Origin of the sequence: Stenotrophomonas sp. SMYL8 (assembly GCF_036320065.1) — a bacterium.
In the GTDB taxonomy this organism is placed as follows: domain Bacteria; phylum Pseudomonadota; class Gammaproteobacteria; order Xanthomonadales; family Xanthomonadaceae; genus Stenotrophomonas; species Stenotrophomonas maltophilia_A.
This window is the reverse complement of the sequence record NZ_JAWIRR010000036.1, coordinates 1-21,362: the sequence shown is the minus strand read 5'-3', so window position 1 is coordinate 21,362 and position 21,362 is coordinate 1. Positions and strand designations below refer to the sequence as shown.

General features: G+C 66.5%; 16 protein-coding genes. 3 read left to right on the top strand and 13 right to left on the bottom strand.

Going from position 1 to position 21,362, the window contains the following annotated elements; translation table 11 throughout:
* Positions 1-7 precede the first annotated feature (7 nt).
* Positions 8-997, top strand: coding sequence for a hypothetical protein (locus V3B25_RS19725; RefSeq protein ID WP_154353261.1), 990 nt, complete (start codon positions 8-10; stop codon positions 995-997).
* Positions 998-1,100: 103 nt separating this feature from the next.
* Here the strand turns inward: V3B25_RS19725 and V3B25_RS19720 are convergent, their stop codons facing one another.
* The 8 genes from V3B25_RS19720 to V3B25_RS19685 all read right to left on the bottom strand — a co-directional run bounded on the left by V3B25_RS19720 (position 1,101) and on the right by V3B25_RS19685 (position 12,867).
* Positions 1,101-1,877: a TrmH family RNA methyltransferase gene (locus V3B25_RS19720; protein WP_329811436.1), complete on the bottom strand. Its 777-nt coding sequence runs from the start codon at positions 1,875-1,877 to the stop codon at positions 1,101-1,103.
* Between the two features lie 52 nt (positions 1,878-1,929).
* Positions 1,930-3,447: an alanine/glycine:cation symporter family protein gene (locus V3B25_RS19715; protein WP_049425132.1), complete on the bottom strand. Its 1,518-nt coding sequence runs from the start codon at positions 3,445-3,447 to the stop codon at positions 1,930-1,932.
* Between the two features lie 178 nt (positions 3,448-3,625).
* The gene (locus V3B25_RS19710; RefSeq protein WP_049425134.1) at positions 3,626-4,165 is read right to left on the bottom strand and encodes a GNAT family protein; all 540 of its coding nucleotides are present in this window, start codon (positions 4,163-4,165) and stop codon (positions 3,626-3,628) included.
* Positions 4,158-7,283, bottom strand: a complete 3,126-nt coding sequence (locus V3B25_RS19705) for an efflux RND transporter permease subunit (RefSeq protein ID WP_329811427.1) — start codon at positions 7,281-7,283, stop codon at positions 4,158-4,160. Before V3B25_RS19705 ends, V3B25_RS19710 begins: the two co-directional genes overlap by 8 nt.
* On the bottom strand, positions 7,280-8,386 hold the full coding sequence (locus V3B25_RS19700) for an efflux RND transporter periplasmic adaptor subunit (RefSeq protein WP_154264276.1): 1,107 nt from the start codon (positions 8,384-8,386) through the stop codon (positions 7,280-7,282). Before V3B25_RS19700 ends, V3B25_RS19705 begins: the two co-directional genes overlap by 4 nt.
* A gap of 276 nt (positions 8,387-8,662) precedes the next feature.
* Positions 8,663-10,726, bottom strand: coding sequence for a TonB-dependent copper receptor (locus V3B25_RS19695; RefSeq protein WP_329811426.1), 2,064 nt, complete (start codon positions 10,724-10,726; stop codon positions 8,663-8,665).
* Between the two features lie 72 nt (positions 10,727-10,798).
* Entirely contained in the window at positions 10,799-11,230 is a 432-nt protein-coding gene (locus V3B25_RS19690; RefSeq protein WP_032130216.1) for a DUF2946 domain-containing protein, read from the bottom strand.
* A gap of 653 nt (positions 11,231-11,883) precedes the next feature.
* Complete coding sequence (locus V3B25_RS19685; protein WP_043403003.1) at positions 11,884-12,867, bottom strand: LysR family transcriptional regulator; 984 nt, start codon at positions 12,865-12,867, stop codon at positions 11,884-11,886.
* Positions 12,868-13,074: 207 nt separating this feature from the next.
* Between V3B25_RS19685 and cysK the strand changes: the two genes are divergently transcribed.
* Both cysK and V3B25_RS19675 read left to right on the top strand, forming a co-directional pair.
* Entirely contained in the window at positions 13,075-14,034 is a 960-nt protein-coding gene (cysK, locus tag V3B25_RS19680) for a cysteine synthase A (protein WP_014038293.1), read from the top strand.
* Between the two features lie 275 nt (positions 14,035-14,309).
* Positions 14,310-14,909 carry an O-acetyl-ADP-ribose deacetylase gene (locus V3B25_RS19675; RefSeq protein ID WP_032127873.1) on the top strand — a complete coding sequence of 200 codons (600 nt, stop codon included), beginning with the start codon at positions 14,310-14,312 and terminating at the stop codon, positions 14,907-14,909.
* Positions 14,910-15,000: 91 nt separating this feature from the next.
* Here the strand turns inward: V3B25_RS19675 and V3B25_RS19670 are convergent, their stop codons facing one another.
* From V3B25_RS19670 to V3B25_RS19650, 5 genes are all read right to left on the bottom strand, one after another.
* Positions 15,001-16,149: an ABC transporter substrate-binding protein gene (locus tag V3B25_RS19670; protein ID WP_329811425.1), complete on the bottom strand. Its 1,149-nt coding sequence runs from the start codon at positions 16,147-16,149 to the stop codon at positions 15,001-15,003.
* 129 nt (positions 16,150-16,278) lie between these two features.
* Positions 16,279-17,283 (bottom strand): class I fructose-bisphosphate aldolase, encoded by a 1,005-nt coding sequence (locus V3B25_RS19665; RefSeq protein WP_010481439.1) that lies wholly within the window; start codon positions 17,281-17,283, stop codon positions 16,279-16,281.
* 196 nt (positions 17,284-17,479) lie between these two features.
* The gene (pyk, locus tag V3B25_RS19660; RefSeq protein WP_329811424.1) at positions 17,480-18,946 is read right to left on the bottom strand and encodes a pyruvate kinase; all 1,467 of its coding nucleotides are present in this window, start codon (positions 18,944-18,946) and stop codon (positions 17,480-17,482) included.
* Between the two features lie 214 nt (positions 18,947-19,160).
* Positions 19,161-19,814, bottom strand: a complete 654-nt coding sequence (locus V3B25_RS19655; RefSeq protein WP_049463104.1) for an HAD hydrolase-like protein — start codon at positions 19,812-19,814, stop codon at positions 19,161-19,163.
* A complete protein-coding gene (locus V3B25_RS19650; protein ID WP_032127869.1) occupies positions 19,811-20,986 on the bottom strand; it encodes a phosphoglycerate kinase in 1,176 nt (391 codons plus the stop codon). Before V3B25_RS19650 ends, V3B25_RS19655 begins: the two co-directional genes overlap by 4 nt.
* Positions 20,987-21,362: the final 376 nt, after the last annotated feature.

The window sequence follows — 21,362 nt, the reverse complement described above, 5'->3', positions numbered from 1 at the left end:
AATGCCCATGGAAGGTTTCGAAATGCTCGACAAAATGGAATTCCACTTGGGATTCCACAGCGCCCATCCATTCTGGCTGGGAGAACGCATCGACATCTACGATCCCGAACAGAATGATTGCCTGCGCGGCATTATTCCGGAGGTGAGGGCAAGCCTTCAGACCGATCAATTCGATGCGGCAATCTGCGTCAACGGTCTAATGCTTTTGCACGTGCATCACCTTTCTCGAACCACACCAGACATGAGCGTTGCAGGTGATTTTGATCAGTCCGCGCTATGGATGGATCGACATCTGGATTACGCCAACGCACTGCAGTTGTGCCTGGAATCAGAGTCGATAAAGCATCCGGACTCCTACGAAGTTTCCGCTACAGCAACCCGTGCTAACGACATCTGCAAGATCGGATTTCTCGATGGCTTCCCGGTGAACGTCAGTTTTGGCAGCGCCCGCACCTTGACGACGGTCATGCATGCAATGTCGCGATGGGTTTCCGACGGCGCACTGGCCCCGTCTCCTCTCGAAGCACCCGGCTGGAGGATTCCACACGAGGTAGTTGACGTGGAGGTTGCGCGTCTTGCGCTTCAGAAGTTCGCGCTCATTGCACGCGACGAACATCGCGTTACCTGGCTCTCTTATCTACTCAAAGCCAAAACTGCATACTCCGACAACGACTACAGAATGTCGTTCGTCCTGTCGTGGTTCGTCATCGAATCCTCCCTTCGATGGCACTGGATGATGAAGAATCCGGGAAGCGCGGAATCTCCCAAAACCTGGAAGCTCATCGACAATCTTTGTGAAGGAGGACCGCTTAGCGACCCGCATAAGCCAGCTCTCACTTATCTGCGCAATCTGAGAAACCAGCTCATGCATAATCCCGCCGACACCACTTGCCAGCCCGGACAATGTTTCGAGGCTGGAGAGATGGCGTGCGCTCTTGCGTTGCTGAGCGCCAACGTGGAGCTCGTAACCTCCTGGCAGACGAAAGTGCAGTTCTAGCCCGTACGTTGCTGGAATAGCGTCCCGGCTCGTTCACTTCCCGAGCCGAGACACTTCAAACGGCCCAGGGTTCAGCTCAACTCGACCTGGCCCCCTGCCGTTCTCACCTCATGCGTCGACTGGCCCACTGCGCGAGCAGCACGGCGGTGGCCGAGGCCACGTTCAGGCTTTCCACCGCGCCGCTGCCGGGAATCGACAGCTGCTGGTCACACTGACTGGCCAGGCCGCGGTCCATGCCCTCGCCTTCGGCGCCCATCACGTACACCAACCGTTCCGGCAGCGACGCACGGAACACGTCGTCGCCACCATCAACGAGGGTCGCAGCCAGCCCGAAGCCGGCTGCACGCAGCTGCGCCATCGCCTGGGCGGTCTCCGGCAACTGCACCAGCGGCACCGACTCCGCACCACCTTCGGCCACGCGCGCAGCGGCACCGGACAGCGCCAGCGTGCTGCCGGACGGCAGCAGCAGCGCCTTGACACCGAAGTGCGCGGCCGAGCGCAGGATCGCACCGAAGTTGTGCGGATTACCGACACCGTCCAGCCACAACGCCAGCGCCGGGCCTTCGCCCAGATCCTCCAGCCACTGCGCCAGCCGCACGACGGGCGCGCGCAGCACGTCGGCCACCAGGCCTTCGTGATGGGTAGTGGCGGCCAGCTTGTTGAGGTCGCCCTCCTCCACCACGCGGTAGCCCACACGGTTGGCCACGCACCACTTCAACACCGGCTGCATGCGCGGAATCAGCGCGTCCACCAGGTACAGCTTGCGCAGCGCCTGCGGGCGCTTGGCGAACAGGGCCTGCACGGCGTTCCAGCCATACAGGCGCAGTTCGTCATTGCCACGCCCCGGCGGTGGCGGGGTGCCGCCCTCACGCGGTGGCAGCGGGGTGGCCCGCGGCGGTCGCGACGACGGACGGCGGGCGTTCTTCCAGGGATCATTCACTACGGGACAACTCCAGCTTGCGTTGACGCCAGAAATCGGCGTTCTTGATGCCCAGGGCATCGGGGTCGAAGATCGGATCGAGGCCGAGCTTCTTCTGTCGTTCGTAATCACGCAGGGCCAGCATGGCCGGCTTCTGGATGATGAGGATGGCAATGATGTTCAGCCAGGCCATCAGGCCCACGCCGATGTCACCCAGCGCCCAGGCCAGGGTTGCATTATGGAACGCGCCGAACACCACCATGCCGATGATGCCCAGGCGCAGCACCAGCACGGTCAGCGGGCGCTTCTTGTTGTGGTTGACGTAGGTCAGGTTGGTTTCGGCCATGTAGTAATAGGCCATGATGGTGGTGAAGGCGAAGAAGAAGATGGCGATGGACACGAACGCCGAGCCCCAGCCCGGCAGCACGGCTTCCACACCCGCCTGGGCGTAGCCCGCGCCTTCCGGAATACCGGCCAGGCCCTGGAAGATCGGCGCGGCACCCGGCACCGGCGAGTACACGTTGTAGGTGCCGCTGGCCAGGATCAGGAACGCGGTGGCGGTGCACACCATCATGGTGTCGAAGTAGATGGCGAAGGCCTGCACGTAGCCCTGCTTGGCCGGGTGCGAGACTTCCGAGGCGGCTGCCGCGTGCGGGCCCGAGCCCTGGCCGGCTTCGTTGGCATAAATGCCTCGCTTGATGCCCCACTCCACCGCCAGGCCCATCATCGCGCCGAACGCGGCGTGGGTGCCGAAGGCGCTGCTGAAGATGATGCCGAACATCTCCGGCACGCGATCGTAGTTGATGATCATGATGACGATGGCGGTCAGGATGAAGGCTGCCGCCATGAACGGCACCACCACTTCGGCGAAGTTGGCGATGCGCTTGACGCCGCCGAAGATCACCACGCCCAGCAGCAGCGCCACCACGATGCCTATGCCCAGCTTCAGCGCCTGCACCGACTCCATGCCCATCGTCTGGCCATCCAGCGGACCACACAGCGCGGTGCCACGGCAGGCGTTGATGATGCTGTCGGCGATGGCGTTGGCCTGCACGCCCGGCATCAGGAAACCGGCGGCAATGATCGTGGCAATGGCGAAGACCAGCGCGTACCACTTCAGGCCCATGGCCTTTTCGATGTAGTACGCCGGGCCGCCACGGTAACGGCCTTCGGCATCCTTGGTCTTGTAGATCTGCGCCAGCGTACATTCCACGTACGAGGTGGAGGCGCCGAGGAAGCCCATCACCCACATCCAGAAGATCGCACCGGGGCCGCCGAAGGCGATGGCGGTGGCCACGCCGGCGATGTTGCCGATACCCATGCGCCCGGCCATCGACATGGCCAGGGCCTGGAAGGACGACACACCGGCGTCGGATTTCTCCCCCTTGACGGTGAGGCGGCACATCTCGAGGAAGCCGCGGATCTGCATGAAGCGCGTGCGCAGGCTGAAGAACAGGCCGGCGCCCAGGCACACGAAGATCAGTGCCTTGCTCCAGATGATGCTGTTGATGAAATGTACGGTAGCTTCCACGCGCGCTCTCTCCAGTCGGCGGGTTGTGAGGACGTCCCGTCGGCTGGAGGGGACCGGTCGATTCTCCCTGATCGAAGGCCGCTGCGGTAGCGCTGTGTTGTAGAGCCGAGCCCATGCTCGGCGTGGTGATGACGGCGGCCGGGCACGGCCTCGGCTCTACCGCGGCCGGCCCGCGTGTTCAGGGCAGCTGCGTGCGCACCCGGGCGAAGCGGCGCAGGTCGTGCAGCACCCCGCGCTTGTAGACCGCGCAGCGGTCCACGCCTTCTTCCTGGAAGCCGTTCTTTTCCAGCACCCGGGCCGAGCCGAGGTTGAAATCGACCACCCCGGCCTGCAGCCTGAACAGGCGCAGCTCGTCCATCACCCACGGTGCGAACAGGCCGACCACCCGGGTCATCAGGCCCTGGCCCCAGTAGGCCTGGCCCAGCCAATAGCCCAGTTCCGCCATGTGCCCGCGCTCGGCACTGCCCTGCTGGGCCCCGACGCTGCCGCAGGCCTGGCCGTCGATCTCGATGGCCAGGTTCAGGGTGCCAGGGGCCAGCACGCGACCGGCGAGGAAGGCCTCGCCATCCTCGCGCGTGTACGGGTACGGGAAGCGATCGCGCAGGCCCCGCGATACCTCGCCGTCGTTGGCATGGCGCAGCAGCGATTCCAGATCATCCGGGCGCCAAGGGCGCAGTTGGAAGCCGTCGCCTCGCAGCACGGTGGTCGGATCAGGCATGACCACCCACCGAGGGCGATTCCGCTTCCTGCTTCTCCAGTTCACGCTTCACCGCTTCCGGCGAGCGGGTGTAGGGCGCCAGCCGCGCGTAGAATGCCGGCACCACGAACAGCGACAGGAACGTCGAGAGGGTCACACCGAAGATGATCACGATGCCGATGGTGCCACGGCTGGCCGAACCGGGGCCACCGGCCACCACCAGCGGAATCGCACCGACCACGGTGGCGATCGAGGTCATCAGGATCGGGCGCAGGCGCACCATCGCCGATTCGATGATCGCCTCGCGCACGGTTCTTCCGTCGTCACGCAGCTGGTTGGCGAATTCAACAATGAGGATGCCGTTCTTCGCGGCCAGGCCGACCAGCATGACGATGCCGATCTGGCTGAACAGGTTCACGGTACCGCCACTCACCCACAACCCGACCAGCGCGCCGAGCACGCCCAGCGGCACGGTCAGCATGATGGTGAGCGGGTGGATGAAGCTCTCGAACTGCGCGGCCAGCACCAGGTAGACCACCAGCAGCGCCATGGCGAAGGTCAGCAGCACCGCGCCACCGGCACTCTGGTATTCGCGCGATTCGCCCTTCCAGTTCACCTGTGCGTACTGCGGCAGCTCCTCGCGCGTGACCTGCTGCGCCCAGGCAATGGCTTCACCCAGCGGATAGCCCGGCGCCAGGCCCGCGTTGATGGTGATCGAGCGCAGGCGGTTGAAGCGGTTCAGGGTGCCGGCCTCGGCCACCTCACTCAGCGTGACCAGGTTGGACAGCGGCACCAGTTCGCCGGAGGTCGCGCGCACGCGGATGGCGGCCAGGTCGGCCGGGCTGGCACGGCCATCGCGACCGGCCTGCACCAGCACGTCGTACTCTTCGCCGTTGTCGACAAAGGTGGTGACGCGGCGCGAGCCCATCATGGTTTCCAGTGCCGAACCGATCGCGGTGACCGGCACGCCGAGGTCGGCCGCACGCTGGCGGTCGATGTTGACCCGCATCTGCGGCCGCGTTTCCTTGTAATCCGAGTCCGGGCCGACCAGGCCGGGGTTGTCGGCCATGCGCAGCAGGATACGGTCGCGCCACTGCGCGATCTCGGCATATTCCGGGCCGCCCAGCACGATCTGGAACGGCTGCCCGCCGCTGCGCACCAGGCCACCGCCGACCTGCGTACGCACGCGCACGCCGCGGATGGTGTCCAGTTCCTTCTGCAGTTCGTTGGCCACTTCCGGCGTGCCTTCGCTGCGCTGGCGCCACGGCTGCAGGAAGATGCTGACGCGGCCGGTGTGCATTTCCTCGCTGGCACCCCAACCACCGGGCACGCGTGGATTGGCGCGCACGATCGGTTTGTCCGGGCCAACATGCGGTGCCAGCATCGATTCCACCTGCTGCACCTGCCGCACGGTGTAGTCGTAGCCGGCGCCTTCCGGGCCGTCGATCATGATCTGGAACGAACCGCGGTCTTCGGCCGGCGCCAGTTCCGACGGCAGCAGCTTGAGCAGGCCCCAGCTGGCGGCCAGTGCGGCCACCATCACCAGCAGGTAGATCCAGGTGCGGTCCACGTGGTGGTCGAGCACCCGCCCATAGGCCCCGGCCAGGCGTTCCAGGTTGCGGTTGATGAAGCCATGCAGGCCACGCGGTGCCTGCCCGGTATGCGGCTTGAGCAATTTGGAGGCCATCATCGGCGTCAGCGTCAGCGCCACAAAGGCGGACAACGCCACCGCCGCCGCCAGCGCCACTGCCAGTTCGCGGAACAGGCGCCCGGTATTGCCTTCCAGGAACCCGACCGGCAGGAACACCGCCACCAGCACCGCGGTGGTGGCGATCACCGCGAAGGCGACCTGCGCAGTACCGCGCTTGGACGCCACCAGCGGGGGTTCGCCCAGGTCGATGCGGCGCTGCACGTTCTCCACCACCACGATCGCATCGTCCACCACCAGGCCGATGCACAGCACCAGGGCAAGCAGGGTCAGCAGGTTGATCGAGAAGTCGAACGCATACAGCGCGATGAATGCCGCGACCAGGCAGACCGGCACCGTCACCGCCGGAATCAGCGCAGCGCGGAAGCTGCCGAGGAACAGCCAGATCACCGCCAGCACGAGGATCATCGCTTCCACCAGCGTGGCGTAGACGCGGTCCACTGCGGCTTCGATGAAGGTGGTGTTGTCGAAGGCAACGAAGATCTGCGTGCCCTTGGGCAGGGTCAGCGCGACCCGTTCGGCTTCAGCGCGCGCAGTACGCGCCACGTCCAGCGAGTTGGCGGTGGAGGTCTTGACGATGCCCAGGCCGATGCCCGGCTCGCCGTTGCTGCGGTAGTACGCGCGGCGCTCGGCCGAGGCCAGCTCGATCTTCGCCACATCGCCCATACGCACCACGTAACCGTCACGACCCTTGCCCAGCGGGATGGTCGCGAAGTCTTCGGGCTTGATGTAGTTGCGCTCCACGCGCAGGGTGAAATCGCGGTCGGTCGACTCGATGCGGCCGGCCGGCAGTTCCACGTTCTCGTTGCGCAGCGCGGTTTCCACGTCGCCGGTGGTCAGCCCGCGCGCCGCCAGCTGGTCACGGTCCAGCCAGATCCGCATCGCATAGCGCTGGCGGCCGCCGATGCGGACCTGGGCCACGCCATCGAGGCTGGAGAAACGATCGACCACGTAGCGGTCGGCGTAGTCGCTCAGCTCCAGCGTGTCCATGGTCGAGGAGACCATGTTGAACCAGATGATCGGGTCGGCATCGCTCTCGACCTTGGCGATCTCCGGCGGACGCGCTTCTTCGGGCATGCGGTCGGCGACGCGGCTGACCGCATCGCGCACGTCATTGGCCGCCGCTTCGATATCGCGGTTGGAGGTGAACTCGATGCTGACCTGCGAGCGGCCGTTGGTGCTGCGCGCGTTGATCGTATCGATGCCTTCGATGCCGGCCAGCGCATCTTCCAGCACCTGGGTAATGCGGCTTTCGATGACCGCGGCCGAAGCGCCGGTGTAATCCACTGATACCGAAACGATCGGCGGATCGATGGCGGGCAGTTCGCGCAGGGTCAGGCGGGTGAAGGACATCACGCCCAGCACCAGCAGCAACAGGCTCATCACCACGGCGAACACCGGCCGCTGGATGGAGATGTCGGACAGCTTCATCCGCCGTGGCCCTCGGCCGCGACCGGCGCCGGTGCATCAGCCGGCTTCGCACCCGTGACCGGTGCGGCGTCCTTGGCCGCGACCTTCAGGCCCGGGCGCAGCTTGCCGGTGCCATCGACCACGATGCGCTGGCCCGCTTCCAGGCCCTGCCTGATCTCGACCACGCCGGCACGGCGCGCGCCGGTGACCACATCCACGCGCTCGACGCTGTCGTCGGCGGTGATGCGGTACACGAAGGTATCGCGACCGACCTGGACCACGGCGATTTCCGGAATCACCAGCGCCGGGCGCTCAGGGTGGAACAGGCGCACGTCCAGCAGCATGCCCGGGCGCAGGGCATGGTCGCCGTTGGCGAAGTCGGCACGTACGGTCACCGCACGGGTGGCCGGATCGATGCGTGCGTCGATGGTGCTGACCACGCCCTCGAAGGTACGGCCCGGCCACGCCACGCTGGTGGCACTGACCTTGTCACCGACGCCGAGCGCGGCCAGTTCCACTTCCGGCACCTGGAAATCGATGTGCATGTGTTCGATGTCGTCGAGCGTGGCGATCACCGTGGTCGGCGTCAGCAACGTGCCCGGGCTGACCTGGCGGATGCCGAGCACACCGGCGAACGGTGCACGCACGCGGCGGTCACCGATGTCCGACTGCATCTGCGCCACACGCGCCTCGGCGGCATCGCGGATCGATTTCTGCGTATCCAGCGTGGCGCTGGACACCAGCCGCTGCGTGGCCAGCTCGCGCTGGCGCCTGTACAGCTGGTCGGCCTCATGGAAGGTGGCCTGCGCCTGCACCAGCGCGGCCTCCTGGGCCTGCCCGCGCAGGGTCACGATCGGCGCACCAGCGGCAACATGCTGGCCGCTTTCGAAGTGCACCTTCTCGACGATCTCGCTGACCTTGGCCGTGACGCTGATCGATTCGCGCGCCTTGGCCGTACCCAGTGCCTGCAGCGTGTCATTCCACTGCGTGGACTGCACGACCTGCGCGGTGACCGGCACCGCTTCTCCCTGCCGACGGGCGGCGGCCTCCTGTTTGCCCGCGCACCCGGCCAGCACGGCCAGGCTGAGGCCAAGGGCCAGGGTCGAAGCGATGCGAGCCAACATGAACGGTCCTGAGTGATCCACGGCCGCCGAGTGTAGGCAAGCGCCCACAGAAGCGATATGTGCCAAGCGTTTACTGGCGTGGAACCGGCGTCGCGATAGCGCCGTGAACCCGTTCCGTGCAAGGCTGACCGCAGCGGTGTCGGCATGTGTCGAGGTGTATCCAGCCGTGCACCGCAGGCGTTGCCATCGTAGAGTCGAAGCTGCCCGGCAGAGGGCGTCGGGCGGGGGCGGATCCTGGCGGGGATCCGGCCCCGGTTTTTTTTTACACCCGGCGGATCAATACCGGTAGTTCACCTTCATCCACAGGCTGCGGCCCGGCTCGTTGATGCGCACCGGGTCAGCCGGAAAACCGAAGTCGGCGCTGCCGGCCAGATTCAGGTGCTCGCTGTAGGCACGGTCGAACAGGTTGTCGACGCCCGCGCTGAGCTGCAGCTGCGAACTGAAGCGGTAAGCAGCGTTGAGCGCGAAGGTGGCGAAGCCGGCACTCGGCCCCAGGTCCTGCGCGACCACATTGCCTTGGCCATTTGCGACACGATGCTGGTGGGTCACCGCGCGCAGCAGCGCACCGGCACTCCAGCGCTGGCCTTCCCAGTTCGCGCTCAGGCGTGCTTCCAGTGGTGGCATCTGCGGCAACGGGCGATGCTGGTCGCGGTTCTCGCCCCAGGCATAGGCCAGCGTGCCGCCCAGCTTCCACTGCTCGGCCACGCTCACTTCCAGGCCCGCCTCGGCACCAGCGATACGTGCATCAACGTTGCGGGCCTGGCTCATGCCCATCATGCCGCTGCCGTGGTAGGTGAACAGAATGTAGTCCTGGATCTGCCCGGCGTACGCCGAGACCCAGGCCTGCACACGGGGCCCCTTGTATTGCATGCCCACATCAAGCTGGGTGGTGCGCTCGGGCTGCACGCCGGTGAACGCGTTCACCGCACCGGCCGGGCCGTGGTTGGGCGAGAACAGCTCCCAGTAGTCGGGCATGCGTTCACTGTGGCCGAGGCCGGCGTACCAGGTCAGGCCATCGGCCAGGTCCTGCTCGTAGCGCAGGAAGCCGCTGCCAAGCCATTCCTTGCGCGTTTGCCCGGCCGTGGGATTGGGTCGGTTGCCCATCATCCCGCGCACCGACTGCCGCTCATCGCGGACGCTGGCGCGGTCGATGCGCAGGCCGCTGATCCAGCGCTGGTCGGTGCCCGCACCCAGGGTCAACTCGGTGAACACGCCATAGCGGCGGAAGTTGGCATCGGTTTCCCAGGCGGCCTGGCGGTAGGTGTCGCGGCCCATGCCCATGCGGCCACGATGGCGGCTGTCTTCGCCATCCATACCCGCCACCAGCTGCACATCCTGCCAGCGCCACTCGGAACTGACCCGGCCGCCCAGGGTACGGCGATCCACGTTCGACGCCATCGGCATCGGCATCATGCTGTTCGGGTTCGGCGTGCGCAGCGTGTAGTTGTCCATCACATGGTCGGCGTTGTTGTAGTACACGTTGGCCTGCAACGTGTCCCATGCCCCCGGCAGGTTGCGCTTCTCGAAACGCGCCGCGTAGCTGGTGCGTTCGAACGCGGCACCGTCCATGCCACGGCCCGCGTAACGCGCGATCGCATCACCGGCACCGGCGGAAATTTCCAGCAGCGTGTCGGCATCCGGCGTCCAGCCGATGGCCACGTCGCCGTTCCACTTGCGCCACTTCGATGGCACCACGTCACCGTGGCCGTCCTTGTAGTCATCGGCTTCGGAACGGTTGCCGCTGGCGCGTACGTAGCCTGTCGGGTTACCCAGGGTCAGGTCCAGCACCTGGTCGTTGCGGTTGCGCGAACCGACCAGCGCACTGGCATCGGCACGCAGGCCCGGCTCCTCGAAGCGCGGCGTATCGCGCTCGAAACGCACGGTGCCGGCCGACGCGCCCGCCCCCCAGCGCACGCTCTGCGGGCCCTTGATGATGGTCAGCCGGTCGAAGCTTTCCGGCGCGATGTAGGACAGCGGATTGTCCATGCGCGACGGGCAGGCACCGATCAGGTTGCCATCGTTGCTGAGGATGTTCAGGCGCGAACCGAACATGCCGCGCAGCACCGGGTCACCGTTGGTGCCGCCGTTGCGGATGGCGGAGAAACCGGGAACGGTCTTCAGGTAATCGGCACCGTCGCTGGCCGGCACCGGCTGCCGCGGCAGGCGCGGGTCGGTCACCCAGTGCAGCGGGGACGACGGTGCGGCGGCGGTGACCACCATCGTGTCGAGGGTACGTGCCTCTTCGGCAGGCGCAGCGTGGGCCAGTGACGCGGCCACGGCCAGGCCAAGGGCAACCGGCAGGCGCGCGCAGGCGCCCGCGGGGCGGGAAGTCATTTTCATCGGAACAGCTCCAAAGTACGCACGCGCGCACGGCGCCCGGTCAGGCGTCGTGCGGCAGATTCGATAGGGATATCAGCGGACGAAGGAGAGGCGCGGCGGCCCGCGCGCGGCATGCGCCGGCCAACGCAGCGCCGGCAGCACCTGCTGCGACCACGGGAACACCAGCCGCGGCCGCCACAGCAGCGGCAACAGCAGCACCAGCACCGCCAGCCACGGCAGCAGGCGCATGGCCAGCACACAGTATTCGCAGGCTTCGCCGTGCATGGCGTGGGGGTCGGGCGGGCGGCTGGGCGCGGCCGGCGCGGCGCCGTGCTGATCGTGCCCGGCCATGGCCATGTCGTGCATGTCATGGCCCATGGCGGCGTGGTCCATGCCTGCCATCGCGGCATGCTCCATCGGCTGCGCCTGCAGCGCGCGGCTGACCAGTGGCGCAAGCACCATCAGCAGCGTCGCCAGGACGGCGAGCTGGAGCAGGAGGCGCTGCGGGCGGGACAGGCGGGTCACCCCGCTAGTGTAGAGCCGGGTCCAGGGTTGCCCGTGCGACGAACCGTCGCAGGAGGGGTTTTTCGGCAGGGCTGCGCCCTGCACCCGCAGAGGCCACGTCAACGGCAAGAGCCGAAGCAACATCAAAAGCTGGCTTCCTGTGGGTAGGTGGGGTGGGTCCGGTTGCGGGGGCCGCTGCAAGTACGTCCATGTAAGCTCGGTCGCCGCATCCATGCGGCTCACGCCCCCGCAACCGGACGCCCCCCCCCCCCCCCGCGCCCCCCCCCCCCCCCCCCCCCCCCCCCCCCCCCCCCCCCCACCCCGCCTTCGACAGATTTCTGCGATCTGCAGTAGATCCACGCCATGCGTGGATGAATCTCCATCGGAATCGAATATTTCGAATTGGAATCGAAATGCATCCACGCATGGCGTGGATCTACCGTGTCGACCAAGGTCGACACCTACCAACAGCCGCCAGGATCTGTCAGAGGTGGGGCGGTGTCGGAGTGCGGGGTGTCAGCCGCATGGATGCGGCTGCCAAGCTTACAGGGACGTACTTGCAGCGTCCCCGCACTCCGACACCGCCCCGCCAACCCACGGAATGCCGCTTCTGCTGTTGCTGTTGCCTTTGTCCGCAGCAGGTGCAGGGCTGCAAGCCCTGCTCGACCAACCCCTCACACCGTGATGGTCTGGGTCAGTGACTCCCACGTCGGTGGCACCGGCCACGCCGCCGCCTGGTTGCCATCCAGCACCCTGCGCAGATCACGCGGATCGATCTGCGGTGCCAGCACGTGCACCAGCTCCAGCGCGTAATCACGCAGCACGCGATCGCGAGGCAGCACCGCCCAGGCAATGCACTCAGTGATCGGCTCCGGGGCCGGCCACGACCTCAGGTCTTCGTCGTTGGAACTGACCGCCATCTCCGCCAGCAGGCCCACGCCCAGACCGGTACGCACGTAGGTCTTGATCAGGTCGGCATCCAGCGCGGTCAGCGCCAGATCCGGCACCAGGCCGTTCGCAGCGAAGGCGCGCTGCAACGAGGAATTCGGCCGGGTCGAGGATTCGTAGCTGATCAATGGCTGGCGGGCAAGCGCGGCCAGGTCTGGGGCGCGGCCGGCGCGGTCCAGCGGGTGGCCCTTCGGTACCACCACCAGGCGCCGCCAGCGGAACAGCGGCACCGCGATGCCATCGGTGGGCTCACCGCCAGCCGTGCTGATGATCGCAATATCGGCATCACCCTGGTTCAAGCGGTCCAGCGCGTCGGCTTCGCCGGCCTGCTGCAGGTGCACGCTCACCTGGGGATAGGCCTGCTTGATCGCTGCCACCGCCGGCGGCAGCACGAAGCGCGCCTGGGTGTGGGTGGTGGTCAGGATCAGCTGGCCCTGGCTCTCGCGGCGCTGGTTGGCCGCGTAGGTGCGGATGTTGTTGGCCTCGGCCAGCACCGCGCGGGCGCGGGCGATCACCTCGGTGCCGGCCGGGGTGACCGACTCCAGGCTGCGGCCCTTGCGCACGAACAAGAGGAAACCCAGCTCGTCCTCCAGCTGCTTGAGCTGCTTGGACAGACCGGGCTGGGTGGCGTGCACGCGCGAGGCGGCCAGCGTGATGTTCAGCTCGGCGTCGGCGATGGCAACCAGGTAGCGCAGCTGGGTCAGCGTCATGGGAGGCAGGCGGCGTGGGGCGGAGGTCCACTCTAGGGTCAATTGCCGTCACCAGCTTATAACCAAAGGTTGTTTAAGAAAGGTATCTGGTCATTTCCGGGCGTCATATGCCGGCGCTACGGTCAGCCGGCAGCCGCTGGCCTGAACAGCCAGCCCTCCCCCTTCGCCCGCCGAAGCCCGGCGCGGCCCCGTTTCCGGAGCGCTTCCATGGCCCTGTACGACTCCATCCTCGATACCGTCGGCAACACCCCCATCGTCAGGCTGCAGCGCCTGGCGCCCCCGCAGGTCAGCGTCTACGCCAAGGTCGAGTCGTTCAACCCGGGCGGTTCGGTGAAGGACCGTCTGGCGCTGGCGATCATCCTCGACGCCGAGGCACGCGGCCTGCTCAAGCCGGGCGACACCATTGTCGAAGCCACTTCAGGCAACACTGGCGTGGCACTGGCGATGGTCGCCGCCGCGCGCGGCTACAAGTTCGTGGCCACCATGGTCGAGACCTTCTCGGTGGAGCGCCGCAAGCTGATGCGCGCCTATGGTGCCAAGGTGATCCTGACCCCGGCCGCCGAGCGCGGCAGCGGCATGGTGCGCAAGGCCGCCGAACTGGCCGAGCAGCACGGCTGGTTCCTGGCCAGCCAGTTCGCCAACCCGGCCAACCCGGCCTATCACCGCAACACCACCGCTGCCGAGATCCTGCGCGACTTCGCCGGCAAGCGGCTGGACTACTTCGTCAGTGGCTGGGGCACGGGTGGCACGCTTACCGGCGTGGGCGAAGTGCTGAAGGTCGCGCGCCCGCAGACCCGCATCATCGCCACCGAACCGGCCGGCGCCGCGCTGCTGAAGGGCGATGACTGGAAGCCGCACAAGATCCAGGGCTGGACCCCGGACTTCGTGCCGGACGTGCTCAACCGCGATGTGGTGGACGAACTGGTCTCGGTCGAAGATGACCGCGCGATCGCCACCGCGCGTCGCCTGGCTGCGGAGGAAGGCATCTTCGTCGGCATTTCCGCCGGCGCCACCGTGGCGAGCGCGCTGGACGTGGCCGCCCGCGCTGAACCGGGCTCGGTGATCCTGGCAATGCTGCCCGATACCGGCGAGCGCTATTTCTCCACACCGCTGTTCGCCGATGTGAATGAGGGTTCCGACGACGACTGGCTGGCCGGCCTGCCGTGATGCATTGGGTCGGATCCCTTTCCTGCAGGGAAAGGGCTCTGACCCGGTTTGCCAGAACCATGGATCGCAGGGGTCAGAGCCTTTTCCGTGCGGGAAAAAGCTCTGAGCCCTTTCTGCTTCAGCCTGCGTGAAGGCGTCGCCCGCCATCGTGCGTGAAGTCCGTCGGATCGCAGCGCGTGAGACGGTCATGACGCAGTATCGATGCCCTGTCCCCTACCGTGGGAACAGCCGGCGCAGATGCTGCGCGGAACACCTCACAGGCAGGAGACGGACGCATGAAGATCGAAGTTTGGCAGGGCGATATCACGACCCTGGCGGTGGATGCGATCGTCAACGCGGCCAATGAAACACTGCTCGGCGGCGGCGGCGTCGACGGCGCGATCCATCGCGCGGCCGGGCCGGCATTGCTGGCCGAGTGCGAGCAGTTGCCGGAGCTGCGTCCGGGCGTGCGTTGCCCAACCGGCGAAGTGCGCGCCACCGACGCTTACGCATTGCCTGCGCGGCATGTACTGCACACGGTGGGCCCGGTCTGGCACGACGGCCAGCGCGACGAACCGGCATTGCTGGCCAACTGCTACTGGAAATCGCTGCAGTTGGCCGAGTCGCTGGGCGTGAAGTCGATCGCGTTCCCGGCGATCAGCTGCGGTGTGTATGGCTATCCGCTGTACCAGGCCGCGCAGATCGCAGTGACGGAAACACTGGCGTGGCAGCGCAGCCATGCACAGCCGATGCGCATCGTGCTGGTGGCGTTCAACACTGCTACGGCGAAGGCCTACCAGCAGGCATTGAGCGCCGCGGGACAAAGCACGGACAACGAACCGCGTGGATCGATGCTGCCGCCTCTGGGCGATGCGGGCTTCGCCGCTGCGCACTGAACCGCAGCGCTTCCGGTAAAAGGAAAGGCCGGGCATTGCCCGGCCTTTCCCGTTGCGGCCTTGAGGTCATCCACGCTACGTGTGGATCACCTCAACGGCTGGCTGCTTCCACCGCAGCAGCGGCGTCATCGGCCACGGCAGCAGCTGCATCCGCAGCGGCGCGTGCGGCCGAGGCGGCAGCACCGTCGGCGCTGGCACCTTCGACCTGCACGCGCACTTCCACCAGGCCCGCACCGTTGTTCAGGCTGGACACGTCGACGGTGTAGTGACCTGCCGGCAGCGTCTCTTCCAGGCGTGCATTGGTGCCATTGCCACCGTCGTCGTCGGTCAGCTCGACGTCGCCGCCGACCACGCGCAGCACGGTATCGACCTGGCTGGAAATCGCGTCCAGGCGCACGTCGGCCGGACGATCCAGGGTCAGCAGGAAGCGGCGGCGGCCTTCGTTGTCGAGCATGGTGTACGCGCTGCCCGACTTCGGCAGTGCCGTGCCATCGCGATCCACCAGGTTGCCTGGCAGTTCGATGCGGGTGGCCGACAGGGTGAACATGCCATTGACGCCGTCGCCGAGGCCGCGTGCAGTCAGGGTGTACTTGCCCGGCTTCAGCGAGAGGTTCAGGCGCGAGTTGGTGCTGTCGCCGCCGTCATCGTTCTCGGCATCCACGCCCTGGCCGGACAGCTTCAGCACCGGATCGAAGACATCCGAGACGAGGCGGATCTCGTACAGGCCCGCCTTCTCCACCTGCAGGGTGTAGTCCTGCGAGTTGCTGGCCAGCATATCGACGATCTCACCACTGCCCACCAGCGGCTTGCCGTCGTACGGCTTCAGCTTCTCGGCGCGCAGGCGGTACGGACCAAAGGCGCTCGGACCGTTGGCGTTGACCGCCACCTGGTAGGTGCCGCCACCGTTGGCACGGAAGGCCAGCGAGACATCGCCTTCGCGTTCGTAACCGGTATTGCTGGTGGCCACCAGGCTGCCGTTGTTGAACACGGCGATCGAGCCGCTCAGCGAACCGGTCAGCTTCAACCCAACCAGCTGCTTGTCTTCCAGCTTGATCTGGTAGAGCTGGTGGTGGCTGCCGTCGTTGTAGTTGATGCCGCTGCGCGATGTGATCTCGCCGGACACCGGCTTGTCGAAATCGAGAGACGCGGCCTTGCCTGCGTCACCACCGCCGCCGAGACGGTTGCAACCGCCGGCGACCAGGACCGTGGCGACGGCCAGTGTGATTGCTGCCAAACGCATGTTTTTTCTCCTTGGCCTTCCATGTATGTCCCGCACACCGGCCCGGTGCGTGGGGGCGGAAAAGATACCCGCAAAAGCAAACGCCGGCGTGATGCCGGCGTTGCCCTGTTCATCCTGCGATGGGACGGATCAACCGTTCCACTTGCCCAGCGCGGCCAGGCCGTTGTCCTTGGCGCGCTCGTACACGGTCTTCTGGGCGGCAGCGTAGTTGCCCTTCATGTCCTTGGCCCACAGCTTCAGCGCGGCCTGCTGCATGGCGCGGCCGTAGGAGAAGCTCAGCGGCCACGGCAGGTTGCCCAGCTGGTTCATCGCGTTCAGATGCTCGGTGGACTGCTCGTCGCTCTGGCCACCGGACAGGAACACCACGCCCGGCAGGATGGCCGGCACGGTGCTCTTCAGGCACATCACGGTCGACTCGGCCACTTCCTCGACGTCGGCCTGCTCATCGCAGCCCTTGCCCGAGATGACCATCGAGGCCTTCAGGATGGTGCCTTCCAGCAGCACGTTCTGCTGGTACAGGGCATCGAACAGCGAACGCAGGGTGGCTTCGGTGACTTCGTAGCAGGTCTCGATGTCGTGGTCGCCGTCCATGATCACTTCCGGCTCGACCATCGGCACCAGGCCGCATTCCTGGCACAGGGCGGCATAGCGGGCCAGCGCGTGGGCGTTGGACTCGATGCAGGTGCCCGACGGAATGCTTTCGCCGATGTTGATGACCGCACGCCACTTGGCGAAGCGCGCACCCAGCTTGTAGTACTCCTGCAGGCGCTCGCGCAGGCCGTCCAGGCCTTCGGTCACCAGCTCGCCCGGGCAGCCGGCCAGCGGGTGCGCACCCTTGTCCACCTTGATGCCCGGAATCATGCCGTGGTCGGCCATGTACTTGGCGAACGGCACGCCGTCCTTGGTCGACTGACGGATGGTTTCGTCAAACAGGATGGCGCCGGAAATGTGCTCGTTGAGCTTCGGCGTGGTCAGCAGCAGTTCGCGGTAGGCACGACGGTTCTCCTCGGTGTTCTCGATACCGACGCCAGCGAAACGCTTGGCGATGGTAGCGGTGGATTCGTCGATCGCGATGATGCCCTTGCCCGGGGCAACCATGGCCTGGGCGGTTTCAGCCAGCTGTTCGATGCTCATGTACTTCCTGTGGCGGGTGCGGGAAAAACGTAAGTATAGCCCCGCCGCCCGTTGCACCGACGTGCAGGGCAGTCTGGAAACGATTCCAATGTCCGCACCGGACAGGCGATGTCCTGTTGCGCCGGGTCACGCCCCCTTCGGGGATCTGACCCCGGGTCGGACCCGCGCAGCGGCTCCGACCCGGGGCCGCCTGGGTTTACAGATCGCCCAGGCCGCTGGCGCGGCCGTCTTCGCCCACTTCCAGCAGGCGCAGGGTGTTGGTCGCGCCCAGGGTTTCCATGTGCTCACCGCTGGTGAACACGACGCGGTCACCGGCGTGCAGCAGTTCGGCTTCCACCAGCAGGCGGATGCTGCCGCGTGCGGCTTCACGCGGGGTCAGGCCACGGCTGTCGAAGTTGATCGGGTAGACATCGCGCATCAGCGCCATCTGGCGGCGTGCACCGTCGTGGCGGGTGACCGCGAACACCGGCGCCTTGGCGCGGAAACGCGACAGGTAGCGAGCAGTGCCACCGGATTCGGTCATCGCCACGATCGCGCGCACGCCCACGTGCTGCGACAGGAACATGGTGGCCATGGCAATGGCCTGGTCGGCACGTTCCAGGTTGCGCGGCGAAGCGTTGAAGTCGGTCTCGGTCTGGAACTGGCGCTCTGCACCCAGGCAGATGCGCGCCATCGCTTCCACGGCCTTGACCGGCCAGGCACCGGCAGCGGTCTCGGCCGACAGCATCACCGCGTCGGTACCGTCGATGACCGAGTTGGCCACGTCCAGCACTTCGGCACGGGTCGGGATCGGGCTTTCGACCATCGACTGCAGCATCTGCGTGGCGGTGATCACCACCTTGTTCTGCGCCAGCGAGGCCTTGATGATCTTCTTCTGCAGGCCCGGCAGTTCGGCATCGCCGATTTCCACGCCAAGGTCGCCACGGGCCACCATCACCACGTCGCTGGCCTCGACGATCTCTTCCAGGTTCTCGATCGCCTCGGTGCGCTCGATCTTCGACACCAGCGCGGCATCGCAGCCGTGCGAGCGGGCGATCTCACGCGCGTCGTTCATGTCCTGCGCATTGCGGCAGAACGACACGGCAATGAAGTCGACACCGATCTTGGCGACGATGCCGATCAGTTCCTTGTCGCGCTCGGTCAGCGCGCCCAGCGACAGGCCACCGCCCTGCTTGTTCAGGCCCTTGCGGTCGGACAGCACACCGTCGTTCAGTACGGTGTTGATGATGCGTTCGCCCTGCACTTCCACCACCTGCAGCTGCATCAGGCCGTCGTCGAGCAGCAGGACATCGCCCGGACCCACGTCCTGCGGCAGGCCGAGGTAGCTCACGCCCACCTGGGTGGCGTCACCCGGGCCGGCGCCGGTGCTGGCGATCAGGTCGAAGCGGTTGCCCGCCTTCAGCTGTACCTTGCCTTCGGCGAAGCGCTCGATGCGGATCTTCGGGCCCGGCAGGTCGGCCAGGATGCCCACTTCCACGCCCACGCGGGCCGCGGCAGCGCGCACTTCGGCAGCACGCTTGGCCTGGCCGGAGGGATCGCCATGGCTGAAGTTCAGGCGCACCACGTTGACGCCGGCGCGGAACAGATCCTCCAGCACGCCCGGCGGATCAGTGGCCGGACCGAGGGTGGCAAGGATCTTGGTGCGACGCTGACGCTCGAACATGGTGAATGGGCCTCTCCCGATAAAGAACGGAAATTAGCACATCCTTCACGCCGCATGTATACGGTTACAGCCTTGTGCTGCCTGACTTCGCGGGTCATGGAACGGACATCGGTCGGACATACGCTGGCGCAGGGTGGCGGTAGCGCCGGGCCATGCCCGGCGGGTGCTGGGTTAAGCCGCCGGGCATGGCCCGGCGTTACCGATCAACGGCGCATCACGCCAGCAGCGTTTCCAGCTGCGCCGGCTCACGGGCCAGCTGCCCGGCACCGGCTTCGGTGAGTTCGGCCTCACCGCCAAAGCCCCACAGCACACCGACGCTGCGCAGGCCATGGTGACGCGCGCCTTCAATGTCCATGCGGCGGTCGCCGATCATCCAGCACTGCGCGGGCTGCACCTGCAGCCGACGCAGCGCCTCGCCGACCAGTTCCGGCTTGTGGCTGCGCGAGCCATCGAGGGTTGAACCGACGATCTCCTCGAACAGCCCACCGAACGGCAGGTGGGCAAGGATGCGGCGCGCGTGCGGCTCGTTCTTGGCAGTGACCACCGCCAGGCGATGGCCACGACCATGCAGCGTGCGAAGGGTGTCTTCCACCTGCGGGTACACCGTGTGCTCGCGCCAGCCCTCGACGTCGAAGCGCTCACGGTAGTAGCCCACCGCCTGTTCCACCCGCGCCGGTTCACCGAACAGCGGCGCGAAGGTGGTGCGTAGCGACGGACCGATCCAGCCCAGCAGGGTCTCCTGCGGTGGCACCGGATGGTCCATCTTCTGCAGCGCATAGGCGATGCAGGCGGTGATACCCACCTGCGAATCGATCAGCGTGCCGTCCAGGTCGAAGAACAGGACATCCTTGCTGCGATCGGCACTCATGCGCCGCGCGCGTCGAGTGCAGCCACCGCCGGCAGGGTCTTGCCTTCCAGGAACTCCAGGAACGCACCGCCACCGGTGGAGATGTAGCTGACCTGCTGGGCGATATCGAACTTGTCGACCGCGGCCAGGGTGTCGCCGCCACCGGCGATGGAGAACGCCGGCGAACTGGCGATGGCACGGGCCAGCGCTTCGGTGCCCTTGCTGAAGGCCTCGAATTCGAACACACCGACCGGACCGTTCCAGACCACGGTACCGGCCTTCCCGATCAGCTGCGCGTACTGCGCCGCGGTCTGCGGGCCGATGTCCAGGATCAGGTCGTCTTCGGCTACGGCGTCGACCGCCTTCACTTCGGCAACCGCGTCCGGCATGAACTGCTTGGCGGTGACCACGTCCACCGGCAGCGGGATATCGGCGCCACGCGCCTTGGCATCGGCCACGATCTTCTTCGCGGTGTCCAGCAGGTCCGGCTCGTACAGCGACTTGCCGACGTTGTAGCCGGCGGCAGCGATGAAGGTGTTGGCGATGCCACCACCGACGATCAGCTGATCGACCTTGCCGACCAGGTTGGCCAGCAGTTCCAGCTTGGTGCTGACCTTGCTGCCCGCGACGATGGCCAACAGCGGCTTGGCCGGTGCATCCAGCGCCTGCGCCAGCGCGTCCAGTTCGGCCATCAGCAGCGGGCCACCGGCAGCGACCGGGGCGAAGCGGATGACGCCATGGGTCGAGGCCTGCGCACGGTGCGCAGTGCCGAAGGCATCCATCACGAACACATCGCACAGGGCGGCGTACTTCTTCGACAGGGCTTCATCGTCCTTGCCCTCGCCGACGTTCATGCGGCAGTTTTCCAGCAGCACCAGCTGGCCCGGCTGCACGTCGACACCGTCGACCCAGTCGCGCACCAGCGGAACCTCGCGACCGAGCAGCTCGGACAGGCGCTGGGCCACCGGCGCCAGCGAATCGGCTTCGCTCCACACGCCTTCCTTCGGGCGCCCCAGGTGTGAGGTGACCATCACCGCCGCGCCCTGCTCCAGCGCGCGCTTGAGCGTCGGCAGCGAAGCGGTGATGCGCTGTTCGGAGGTGATGCGGCCATTCTCGATCGGCACATTCAGATCCTGGCGGATCAGCACGCGCTTGCCGGAGAGGTCGAGGTCGGTCATGCGGACGATGGACATGGGCAACTCTTTGGCTCAGGGACGGGATGCCGGGCTACGGCAGACGGCCATTGTATCGGGTGCGGGTGGTGGGAGGGCCGATGCCTGCGGCAGGCAGAGGCGCACGGCAACGGCAACGGCAACAGCAACGGCCGAAGCCAAAGCGCTGGCGCCTTGTGATGCTGGGGCTGGGCCGGGGTGGTGTGGGCTGGCAGGGGACGCCGTAAACCCGTCCTTGGGGGCTTAGCCGCGCCATCCATGGCGCGGATACCCCTGCCAGCCCACACCACCCCGGCCTCGACAGGTTCATGAGGTGATGCGGATGGCAAAGGCAAAAGCAGTTTCTGATGTCGGATGGAGAAAGAAGGGGTCAGATCCGTTTTCCTGCGGAAAACGG